The organism is Pseudomonas sp. GL-R-19 (genome assembly GCF_019956375.1).
Taxonomy (GTDB): domain Bacteria; phylum Pseudomonadota; class Gammaproteobacteria; order Pseudomonadales; family Pseudomonadaceae; genus Aquipseudomonas.
Genome location: NZ_JAHBDJ010000038.1, coordinates 39,976 through 50,600, shown reverse-complemented (window position 1 = coordinate 50,600; position 10,625 = coordinate 39,976). Strand labels below are relative to the sequence as shown.

Annotated in this window: 9 protein-coding genes; 5 read left to right on the top strand and 4 right to left on the bottom strand. The window is 59.5% G+C overall.

The features are described from left to right. Positions 1–154: 154 nt before the first annotated feature. The 4 genes from KGA83_RS19790 to KGA83_RS19775 all read right to left on the bottom strand — a co-directional run bounded on the left by KGA83_RS19790 (position 155) and on the right by KGA83_RS19775 (position 6,799). Positions 155–3,001 carry a valine--tRNA ligase gene (locus tag KGA83_RS19790; protein ID WP_108214979.1) on the bottom strand — a complete coding sequence of 949 codons (2,847 nt, stop codon included), beginning with the start codon at positions 2,999–3,001 and terminating at the stop codon, positions 155–157. 168 nt (positions 3,002–3,169) lie between these two features. Beyond that, positions 3,170–4,486: an MFS transporter gene (locus tag KGA83_RS19785; RefSeq protein ID WP_223530594.1), complete on the bottom strand. Its 1,317-nt coding sequence runs from the start codon at positions 4,484–4,486 to the stop codon at positions 3,170–3,172. A 255-nt stretch (positions 4,487–4,741) separates the two neighbouring features. After that, positions 4,742–5,974, bottom strand: a complete 1,233-nt coding sequence (locus tag KGA83_RS19780; RefSeq protein ID WP_108214981.1) for a transporter associated domain-containing protein — start codon at positions 5,972–5,974, stop codon at positions 4,742–4,744. A gap of 12 nt (positions 5,975–5,986) precedes the next feature. Next, on the bottom strand, positions 5,987–6,799 hold the full coding sequence (locus KGA83_RS19775; RefSeq protein ID WP_108214982.1) for an inner membrane protein YpjD: 813 nt from the start codon (positions 6,797–6,799) through the stop codon (positions 5,987–5,989). Between the two features lie 210 nt (positions 6,800–7,009). On the opposite strand from KGA83_RS19775, the gene ffh reads away from it, so the two are divergent. From ffh to rplS, 5 genes are all read left to right on the top strand, one after another. After that, the gene (ffh, locus tag KGA83_RS19770; protein ID WP_056726162.1) at positions 7,010–8,386 is read left to right on the top strand and encodes a signal recognition particle protein; all 1,377 of its coding nucleotides are present in this window, start codon (positions 7,010–7,012) and stop codon (positions 8,384–8,386) included. Between the two features lie 250 nt (positions 8,387–8,636). Beyond that, entirely contained in the window at positions 8,637–8,888 is a 252-nt protein-coding gene (rpsP, locus tag KGA83_RS19765; protein ID WP_108214983.1) for a 30S ribosomal protein S16, read from the top strand. Positions 8,889–8,893: 5 nt separating this feature from the next. Continuing rightward, a complete protein-coding gene (rimM, locus tag KGA83_RS19760) occupies positions 8,894–9,430 on the top strand; it encodes a ribosome maturation factor RimM (protein WP_046041991.1) in 537 nt (178 codons plus the stop codon). Between the two features lies 1 nt (position 9,431). After that, the gene (trmD, locus tag KGA83_RS19755; protein ID WP_007941398.1) at positions 9,432–10,184 is read left to right on the top strand and encodes a tRNA (guanosine(37)-N1)-methyltransferase TrmD; all 753 of its coding nucleotides are present in this window, start codon (positions 9,432–9,434) and stop codon (positions 10,182–10,184) included. Between the two features lie 45 nt (positions 10,185–10,229). Further along, a complete protein-coding gene (gene rplS / locus KGA83_RS19750; protein ID WP_003175895.1) occupies positions 10,230–10,580 on the top strand; it encodes a 50S ribosomal protein L19 in 351 nt (116 codons plus the stop codon). The last annotated feature ends 45 nt before the right edge of the window (positions 10,581–10,625 follow it).

Below are 10,625 nucleotides of genomic sequence, written 5' to 3'. Positions count from 1 at the left end.
CGTAGGAGCTGCCGCAGGCTGCGATCTTTTGATCCTGTTTTTTAAGCAAAGTCAAAAGATCGCAGCCTGCGGCAGCTCCTACAGGGGATTTGTTGTGTTTTTGGATAAAAAAAGGGAGACCACTTGGGTCTCCCTTCTTCATTGCGATCTGCCGTTACAGGCTGGCAATCCGCGCATGCTGCTCGGCCAGCTTGCCCAGGGCCTGTTCGGCCTCGGCCAGTTTGGCGCGTTCTTTGTCGATGACTTCGGCTGGCGCCTTGTCAACGAAGCCTGCATTGGACAGCTTGCCGCCGACACGTTGCACTTCACCTTGCAAACGCTGGATTTCCTTGTCCAGACGCGCCAGTTCCGCACCTTTGTCGATCAGACCGGCCATTGGCACCAGCACTTCCATCTCGCCGACCAGCGCGGTAGCGGACAGCGGCGCTTCTTCGCCAGCCGCCAGTACGGTGATCGATTCGAGGCGCGCCAGCTTCTTCAGCAAGGCTTCGTTCTCGGTCAGGCGACGCTGATCCTCGGCGCTGACGTTCTTCAGGAACAGCGGCAGGGGTTTGCCCGGGCCGATGTTCATTTCGCCACGGATGTTGCGGGTGCCGAGCATCAGGCCCTTGAGCCATTCGATGTCATCTTCGGCCGCCTGATCGATGCGTGTTTCATTGGCCACTGGCCAAGGTTGCAGCATGATCGTCTTGCCATCGATGCCGGCCAGCGGCGCAATGCGCTGCCAGATTTCTTCGGTGATGAACGGCATGAACGGATGCGCCAGACGCAGGGCGACTTCCAGTACACGCACCAGGGTGCGACGGGTGCCGCGCTGGCGTTCGACCGGTGCATTTTCGTCCCATAGCACAGGTTTGGACAGTTCCAGGTACCAGTCGCAATACTGGTTCCAGATGAACTCGTACAAGGCTTGCGCAGCCAGGTCGAAACGGAACTGGTCGAGCTGGCGGGTCACTTCGGCTTCGGTGCGTTGCAGCTGCGAAATGATCCAGCGATCGGCCAGCGACAGCTCGTAGGCTTCGCCGTTCTGGCCACAGTCTTCGCCCTTGTCCAGCACGTAGCGCGCCGCGTTCCAGATCTTGTTGCAGAAGTTGCGATAGCCTTCGACGCGGCCCATGTCGAACTTGATGTCTCGACCGGTGGACGCCAGCGAGCAGAAGGTGAAGCGCAGGGCGTCGGTGCCGTAGCTGGCGATGCCTTCGGCGAACTCGTCGCGGGTCTGCTTCTCGATCTTCTTCGCCAGTTTCGGCTGCATCATGCCGGAGGTGCGTTTCTGTACCAGCGCTTCGAGTTCGATGCCGTCGATGATGTCCAGCGGGTCGAGGACGTTGCCCTTGGACTTGGACATCTTCTGGCCCTGGCCGTCACGCACCAGGCCGTGAACGTACACGGTCTTGAATGGAACCTGCGGCGTGCCGTCTTCGTTTTTCACCAAATGCATGGTGAGCATGATCATCCGGGCAACCCAGAAGAAAATGATGTCGAAGCCAGTCACCAGGACGTCGGTGGAGTGGAACTTCTTCAGGAATTCGGTTTTTTCCGGCCAGCCGAGGGTGGAGAACGTCCACAGGCCCGAGCTGAACCAGGTGTCGAGAACGTCGTTGTCCTGTTGCAGCGCAACGTCCGGGCCGAGGTTGTGCTTGGCACGCACTTCGGCTTCGTCGCGACCGACATAGACCTTGCCCGACTCGTCGTACCAGGCCGGAATCCGGTGGCCCCACCACAGCTGGCGGCTGATGCACCAATCCTGGATGTCGCGCATCCACGAGAAGTACATGTTTTCGTACTGTTTCGGCACGAACTGGATACGGCCGTCTTCAACGGCGGCGATCGCAGGCTCGGCCAAAGGTTTGGTGGACACGTACCACTGGTCGGTCAGCCACGGCTCGATGACGGTGCCGGAGCGGTCGCCTTTCGGTACTTTCAGGGCGTGATCGTCAACGCTGACCAGCAGGCCGGCAGCGTCGAACGCGGCCACGATCTGCTTGCGCGCTTCGAAGCGGTCGAGGCCGGCGTATTCGGCCGGGATCTTGCCGTCGATGGTTTCGTTCAGTGTGCCGTCGAGGTTGAACACCTGGCACGCTGGAAGAACGGCTGCGTTCTTGTCGAAGATGTTCAGCAGCGGCAGGTTGTGGCGCTTGCCGACTTCGTAGTCGTTGAAGTCGTGGGCCGGGGTGATTTTCACGCAGCCGGTGCCGAATTCAGGGTCGCAGTAATCGTCGGCAACGATCGGGATGCGGCGGCCGACCAGCGGCAGCTCGACAAATTTGCCGATCAGGGCTTTGTAGCGTTCATCGTTCGGGTTAACGGCCACGGCGGAGTCGCCGAGCATGGTTTCCGGGCGAGTGGTCGCGACGATCAGGAAATCGTTGCCTTCAGCGGTCCTGGCGCCGTCGGCCAGTGGGTATTTCAGGTTCCACAGGAAACCTTTCTCGTCGTGGTTTTCCACTTCAAGGTCGGAAATCGCCGTGTGCAGCTTGGTGTCCCAGTTGACCAGGCGCTTGCCGCGGTAGATCAGGCCATCTTCGTGCAGGCGTACGAAAGCCTCTTTAACGGCTTCCGAGAGACCGTCGTCCATGGTGAAGCGCTCGCGGCTCCAATCTACGGACGAACCGAGGCGACGGATCTGACGGCTGATGTTGCCGCCAGATTCATCCTTCCACTCCCAGACTTTCTCGAGGAATTTCTCGCGGCCCAGGTCATGGCGGCTCTGGCCCTTGGCTTCGAGCTGACGCTCTACCAGCATCTGCGTGGCGATACCGGCGTGGTCGGTACCCGGCTGCCACAGGGTGTTGCGACCCTGCATGCGGCGGAAACGGATCAGGGCGTCCATGATCGCGTTGTTGAAACCGTGCCCCATGTGCAGGCTGCCGGTGACGTTCGGCGGCGGGATCATGATGGTGTAGGACTCGCCCGCGCCTTGCGGGGCGAAGTAATTCTCTGACTCCCAGGTGTTGTACCAGGAAGTTTCAATGGCGTGCGGCTGGTAGGTCTTATCCATGCGCGGCGGGACCCTATTGGCATTTATTCAGGAAAAGCCGGGAAGTATAGCGGGGATGAGCCGATGCGCGTAGAGCGAGGTGACAATGGGTGGAGGGAAAGTTGTGGCAAATCGACCCACAGGGATACATCTCCCTGTGGGAGCGAGCCTGCTCGCGATGGCGATCTGTCAGGCGACACGATTCAAATCGTTATGTCGAGTTTCTTTCAGACACAGCACGGCAATCAAACTCAACACCGCTGCCCCGGACACGTACCCGCCGACATAACTCAAACCACCCATTGCAACTAGCTTCTGCGCGAAGAACGGTGCCGCCGAAGCACCGACGATGCCGCCCAGGTTGTAGGCCGCCGAGGCGCCGGTGTAGCGCACGTGGGTGGGGAACAGCTCCGGCAGCAGCGCACCCATCGGCGCAAACGTCACGCCCATCAGAAACAGCTCGATGCACAGGAACAGTGCCACACCCCATGTCGAGCCTTGGGTCAGCAGCGGCTCCATGAGGAACCCTGACAGGATCGCCAGCACGCCACCGATGATCAGCACCGGTTTGCGCCCGTAACGGTCACTGGCCCAGGCCGACAGTGGGGTGGCGGCTGCCATGAACAGCACGGCGAAGCACAGCAGCCCGAGGAAGGTTTCACGGCTGTAGCCGAGCGTTGCCACGCCGTAACTCAAGGAAAACACGGTGGAGATGTAAAACAGCGCGTAACACACCACCATCGCGCCGGCTCCCAGCAAGACGGGAGCCCAGTATTGGCCGAACAATTCGAACAGGGGGATCTTCACCCGCTCCTGACGCGCCATGGCGTTGGCGAACACCGGGGTCTCATGCAGCTTGAGGCGCACGTACAGGCCGACCATCACCAGCGCGGCGCTGAGCAGGAATGGAATACGCCAGCCCCATGAGCGGAATTGTTCATCGTCCAACAGCACGGCCAAGGTCAGGAACAGACCGTTGGCCGCGAGAAAACCGATGGAAGGGCCGAGTTGCGGGAACATGCCGAACCACGCGCGCTTGTCTTTGGGTGCGTTCTCCGTGGCCAGCAACGCCGCGCCACCCCATTCGCCGCCCAGCCCCAAGCCTTGGCCGAAGCGCAGGACACACAGCAGGATCGGTGCCCAGGCCCCAATGCTGTCGTACCCGGGCAGTACGCCGATCAGTGTGGTGCACACGCCCATCAGCAGCAGCGAGGCAACCAGGGTCGATTTGCGACCGATACGGTCGCCAAAGTGGCCGAACAGTGCCGAGCCAAGTGGTCGTGCAAGGAACGCGATGCCGAACGTTAGAAACGCCGAAAGCATCTGGGCGGTGCCGGATGTCTGTGGAAAGAACACCGGGCCGATCACCAGCGCAGCGGCGGTGGCGTAAACGTAGAAGTCGTAGAACTCGATGGCTGTGCCGATAAAGCTCGCGGTAGCCACGCGGGTGGCGGAGTTCGTCGGTTGCGCAGGCGTGGAGTCGCTGTAAGTCGTGCTGGTCGTCATGCGGTTATCCCTGACAGTCATGTGCCCCAGTGGAGCGAATTATTATGGTCGAGAACCCAGGGATGTGGGTGAGGGCGCGGTCGCTGTTTCAGGTAGGAACAGTCGTCGGTTTGCTGCGGTTCTTGCCGATGGTCGGGCCGGAAGCTGCGAAGTGCGGGGTAAGCACGGGGCCGGCGAGGCTTGGGTAAGCGGTTCGATTATAGGAAGGTGGCTAACGATCGAACAAGAGGGCTTGCGAGGACATTGTGGCGAGTTTTAGATAACCACAGGCATCGAGCTGGTCTGCCAGATCAGCACCCGCGTGACACGGTTGTCCTCGGTCTCGAGAATTTCCAGGCGGTAGCGGCCGATCTTCAGGCACACCGCGCTTTCGGGAATGGTTTCCAAGGCCTCGGTGACCAAACCGTTCAGGGTTTTCGGGCCATCGCTGGGCAAGTGCCAGCCGAGGCTCTTGTTCAGATCGCGAATGGAGGCTGCTCCGTCGATCACCAGGCGTCCGTCGGTTTGCGGATGAATGTGCGGATTGTCCACGCTGTGCTGGCTTTCGAACTCACCGACGATTTCTTCGAGAATGTCTTCCAGGGTGACGATGCCCAGCACTTCGCCGTATTCGTCGACCACCATGCCCAGGCGCCGCTGCTGCTTATGGAAATTGAGCAGTTGCAACTGCAACGGGGTGCTTTCCGGCACGAAGTACGGCTCGTGACTGGCCGCCAGCAACGCTTCCCGGGTCAGGCTCGCATCGGGCAGCAAGTGCAGGATGTGCCGGGTGTTGAGGATGGCTTCGACCTGGTTGATATCACTGTGGAACACCGGCAGGCGAGTACGTCTGTTGTGGCGTAATTGCTCGATGATTTCTTCGATGGGGTCATCGAGATTGATGCCGTCCACATCGCTGCGCGGTACCAGGATGTCATTGACGGTAATGTTGTCCAGCGCGTGGATGCCTGGCAGCGGGTGAGAGCGGCTTACGGTTTCGGAGGGCGCATGCCGCTCCGTCAGCGCTTCGTCCTCACTTTGTTGCACTACTTTGGCTTTACGGGCGAATGGTCGCGCCAGCAACTGACTGATGCTATTGAGCAGCCATGCCGCGGGATAGATGATTTTCAGCGGCACCCGCAGCAGGTTGTTGCCCTGGGTCAGGATCGCATCCGGATAGCGAGCGGCGAGGGCGCGTGGCAAGTAATCGGAAAACACCAGCAAAATGGCACCCGCCCCGAGGCAAGCGAGCCACGGGCCGTTCTCGGCCCAGGTGAAAATGGCCAGCAAGGTGCTGATGACTACTACGAGTGCACGGCAGAGGGTATTGCAAAAAATCAGGCTGGCCAGGGGGAAGCTGAGTTTCGCCACCGGTTTGTCGCTGGAACGCGTTGCGATGCGCTGGGCCAGTAAGTGCTGGTGCGCCGCTTCGATGGCGGTAAACAGCCCCGACCATAAAATCAGCAGGGTCACTACCGCGAGCATCGGCCCTATGGGCAAGTCGTCCATTAATGCCGCCCGTCAGATATGCAGGATGTATTCACGAACCAGCTTGCTGCCGAAATACGCCAGCATCAGCAGGCAAAAACCGGCCAGGGTCCAGCGAATCGCTTTGTGTCCGCGCCAGCCGAGGCGATTGCGTCCCCACAGCAGCACGCTGAAAACGACCCAGGCCAGGCAGGCCAGCAGGGTTTTGTGTACCAGATGCTGGGCGAACAGGTTTTCGACGAACAGCCAGCCGGAAATCAGCGACAGCGACAACAGCGTCCAGCCGGCCCAGAGGAAGCCGAACAGCAGGCTTTCCATGGTTTGCAGTGGCGGGAAGTTCTTGATCAGCCCGGATGGATGCTTGTGCTTGAGCTGATGGTCTTGAACCAGCAGCAGCAAGGCCTGGAACACCGCGATAGTGAACATGCCGTAGGCCAGAATCGACAGCAGGATGTGGGCGAGGATGCCCGGCTCCTCATCGATGACCTGCACAGTACCGGCCGGCGCGAAATGCGCCAGCGACACGGTCAAGGCCCCAAGCGGGAACAGCAGGATCAGCAGGTTCTCTACCGGAATCCGCGAGCAGGCCAGCAGGGTCAATGCGATGACCGCTACGGCAATCAGGCTGGCGGCACTGAAGAAGTCCAGAGCCAGGCCGGTCGGGGTCAGCAGGTGGGTGAGCAGGCTGACGCTGTGGGCCAATACGGCGAGCACGCCGAGCATGACCAGCAGGCGTTTGTTGACCTTGGCGCCGGACGCCAGGCGAGTGCCCTGGTAAATGGTCGCAGCGGCGTACAAGCAGGCGGCGGCGAGGGTAGTTAGCAAGCTGGGTGACAAGGGGAGCATAAATCCTGTTAGGCAAGCCCGAAAGTCGCTGAGTTTGGCATAGAACCCCCGCCACACGAAAGTCCGCGCAACCCGACAGCGAGGTGTCCGCCGGCCACAGTCTTCGCTATAATCCGCGACCTGCCCACGCCGCAGGCTCGCCGAGCACACGTTTAGTCCGGTCCGGGCCGCCATTATCCCGGTCTACACAGGGCCTGAAAGGATCGCGCAATGTTTGAAAACTTAACCGACCGTCTCTCGCAGACGCTGCGCCATGTCACCGGCAAGGCCAAGCTGACTGAAGACAACATCAAAGACACCCTGCGCGAAGTGCGCATGGCGTTGCTCGAAGCCGACGTCGCCCTGCCGGTGGTCAAGGACTTCGTCAATTCGGTCAAGGAACGTGCCGTCGGTACCGAGGTGTCGCGCAGCCTGACGCCGGGCCAGGCCTTCGTGAAGATCGTCCAGGCCGAACTTGAAAGCCTGATGGGCGCGGCCAACGAAGACTTGAACCTGAGCGCCGTGCCGCCAGCGGTCATCCTGATGGCCGGTTTGCAGGGCGCTGGTAAAACCACCACCGCCGGCAAACTCGCGCGCTTCCTTAAAGAGCGCAAGAAAAAGTCGGTCATGGTCGTGTCCGCCGACGTTTACCGTCCCGCGGCGATCAAGCAGCTGGAAATGCTCGCCGGTGAAGTCGGCGTTACCTTCTTCCCGTCCGACCTGAGCCAGAAGCCGGTCGAGATCGCGCAAGCGGCTATCAAGGAAGCGAAACTCAAATTCATCGACGTGGTCATCGTCGATACCGCCGGTCGCCTGCACATCGATGAAGAGATGATGGGCGAGATCAAGGCACTGCATGCCGCGATCAACCCGGTCGAAACCCTGTTCGTAGTCGACGCCATGACCGGCCAGGACGCCGCCAATACGGCCAAGGCCTTTGGCGATGCTCTGCCGCTGACCGGTGTGATCCTGACCAAGGTCGACGGCGACGCACGTGGCGGTGCCGCTCTGTCGGTGCGTGCGATCACCGGCAAGCCGATCAAGTTCATCGGTATGGGCGAGAAGAGCGAAGCGCTCGATCCGTTCCACCCTGAGCGTATCGCCTCGCGCATCCTCGGCATGGGCGATGTGCTCAGCCTGATCGAGCAGGCGGAAGCGACGCTCGACAAGGACAAAGCCGACAAGCTTGCTAAAAAGTTGAAGAAGGGCAAGGGCTTCGATCTCGAAGACTTCCGCGATCAGCTGCAACAAATGAAGAACATGGGCGGCCTCGGCGGCCTGATGGACAAGCTGCCGAACATGGGCGGCGTGAATCTGGCGCAGATGGGCAACGCCCAGGGCGCGGCAGAGAAACAATTCAAGCAGATGGAAGCCATCATCAACTCCATGACCCCGGCCGAGCGCCGCGACCCTGAGATGATCAGCGGTTCGCGCAAGCGCCGGATCGCCATGGGTTCCGGCACCCAGGTGCAGGACATCGGCCGCTTGATCAAGCAGCACAAGCAGATGCAGAAGATGATGAAGAAATTCTCCGCGAAAGGCGGAATGGCCAAGATGATGCGCGGCATGGGCGGTATGTTGCCCGGCGGCGGCATGCCGAAAATGTAAAGAATCCGCGCCGGTCGTCGTACCGGCGCAGCCCCACACGGACGTGGGATACACAGCAAACCCGCACTTGGCGGGAGCTGATCGGCCGTTTTCAACGACGGCTCTATAGCAAATCTGCATGGCGGCCGATAGACCGCCGGAAAAAGTCATTTGCAAAAGTCCGGATATTCCTTAGAATATGCGGCCTTTCGGGCACCCATGCCCGCTGTGCCTTTAGATTTGCAGCACCGACTACAGGAACGATGTTCACATGCTAACAATCCGTCTTGCCCTTGGCGGCTCCAAAAAGCGCCCGTTTTACCACTTGACCGTAACCGACAGCCGCAACCCGCGCGACGGTTCGCACAAGGAACAGGTTGGCTACTTCAACCCTGTTGCTCGTGGTCAGGAAGTTCGTCTGTCCGTGAACCAAGAGCGCGTAGCCTACTGGCTGAGCGTTGGTGCACAACCTTCTGAGCGCGTTGCTCAGTTGTTGAAGGAAACTGCTAAGGCTGCGGCCTGAGCAATATGAACGCGACGCCAGCCATTGCTGATGATTTGATCGTTATCGGCAAGATTTATTCTGTTCACGGCGTTCGCGGCGAAGTGAAGGTGTACTCCTTTACTGATCCGATCAAGAACCTGCTGGATTACAAAACCTGGACGCTCAAGCGTGACGGCAATGTAAAGCAGGTAGAGCTGGTCAGCGGACGCGGGAACGACAAGTTCCTGGTCGCAAAGCTCAAGGATCTCGATGATCGTGAAGAGGCTCGTCTTCTGGCCGGTTATGAGATCTGCGTGCCGCGCAACCTGTTCCCTGAACTCACCGACGGCGAGTACTACTGGTACCAGCTGGAAGGTCTCAAGGTCATCGACACTCTCGGACAACTGTTCGGGAAAATCGATCACCTGCTGGAGACCGGCTCGAACGATGTCATGGTGGTCAAGCCTTGCGCTGGCAGCCTGGATGATCGCGAACGCCTGTTGCCCTATACCGAGCAATGCGTGTTGGCCATCGACCTGGCAGCAGGCGAGATGAAGGTGGATTGGGACGCGGATTTCTAACGTGGCTAACTTGCGCGTAGAAGTGATCAGTCTGTTTCCCGAGATGTTCTCTGCCATCAGCGAGTACGGCATCACCAGTCGGGCGGTGAAACAGGGGCTCTTGCAGCTCACCTGTTGGAATCCGCGAGACTACACGACGGATCGACATCACACTGTGGACGATCGCCCGTTTGGCGGTGGTCCGGGCATGGTGATGAAGATCAAGCCCCTGGAAGATGCTCTGGTTCAGGCCAAGGCAGCAGCCGGGGAGGCGGCGAAGGTAATTTACCTGTCCCCCCAAGGCCGTCAACTGACTCAGTCGGCGGTACGCGAGTTGGCGAATCTGGATGCATTGATCCTGATTGCCGGCCGCTATGAAGGCATTGACGAGCGTTTTATTGATGCTCATGTCGATGAAGAGTGGTCGATTGGCGACTATGTACTGTCTGGCGGCGAGCTGCCGGCGATGGTCCTGATCGATGCGGTTACACGACTGCTGCCTGGAGCTTTAGGGCATGCGGACTCCGCGGAGGAAGATTCCTTTACGGATGGTTTGCTGGATTGCCCGCACTACACCCGACCGGAGGTGTATGCGGATCAGCGTGTTCCCGACGTATTGCTAAGTGGCAATCACGCGCACATCCGGCGTTGGCGTTTGCAGCAGTCCCTTGGTCGGACCTATGAACGACGCGCCGATCTTCTGGAAAGCCGCTCGCTTTCTGGAGAAGAGAAGAAGCTGCTCGAGGAATACATCCGCGAGCGGGACGATAGTTAACAACGTATCGATGGTAGATCCGACGATTTACCTTAGGAGCACAGCATGACTAACAAAATCATCCTTGCACTCGAAGCAGAGCAGATGACCAAAGAGATCCCTACCTTTGCCCCGGGCGACACCATTGTCGTTCAGGTGAAAGTGAAGGAAGGCGACCGTTCGCGTCTGCAAGCGTTCGAAGGTGTTGTTATCGCCAAGCGTAACCGCGGCGTAAACAGTGCATTCACCGTTCGTAAAATCTCCAACGGTGTTGGCGTAGAGCGTACTTTCCAGACCTACTCCCCGCAAATCGACAGCATGGCTGTCAAGCGTCGCGGTGACGTACGTAAAGCCAAGCTGTACTACCTGCGCGACCTGTCGGGTAAAGCAGCTCGCATCAAGGAAAAACTGGCTTAAGTCCAGCTTCCGATGCAAAAAAAGGCAGCCTGCGGGCTGCTTTTT

Bases quoted from the DNA above. Each gene is read 5' to 3' on its own strand.
- KGA83_RS19780 (WP_108214981.1), bottom strand. From the start codon at position 5,974: ATGGACGACTTGCCCATAGGGCCGATGCTCGCGGTAGTGACCCTGCTG.
- KGA83_RS19785 (WP_223530594.1), bottom strand. From the start codon at position 4,486: ATGACGACCAGCACGACTTACAGCGACTCCACGCCTGCGCAACCGACG.
- KGA83_RS19775 (WP_108214982.1), bottom strand. From the start codon at position 6,799: ATGCTCCCCTTGTCACCCAGCTTGCTAACTACCCTCGCCGCCGCCTGC.
- rpsP (WP_108214983.1), top strand. From the start codon at position 8,637: ATGCTAACAATCCGTCTTGCCCTTGGCGGCTCCAAAAAGCGCCCGTTT.
- ffh (WP_056726162.1), top strand. From the start codon at position 7,010: ATGTTTGAAAACTTAACCGACCGTCTCTCGCAGACGCTGCGCCATGTC.
- rimM (WP_046041991.1), top strand. From the start codon at position 8,894: ATGAACGCGACGCCAGCCATTGCTGATGATTTGATCGTTATCGGCAAG.
- KGA83_RS19790 (WP_108214979.1), bottom strand. From the start codon at position 3,001: ATGGATAAGACCTACCAGCCGCACGCCATTGAAACTTCCTGGTACAAC.
- rplS (WP_003175895.1), top strand. From the start codon at position 10,230: ATGACTAACAAAATCATCCTTGCACTCGAAGCAGAGCAGATGACCAAA.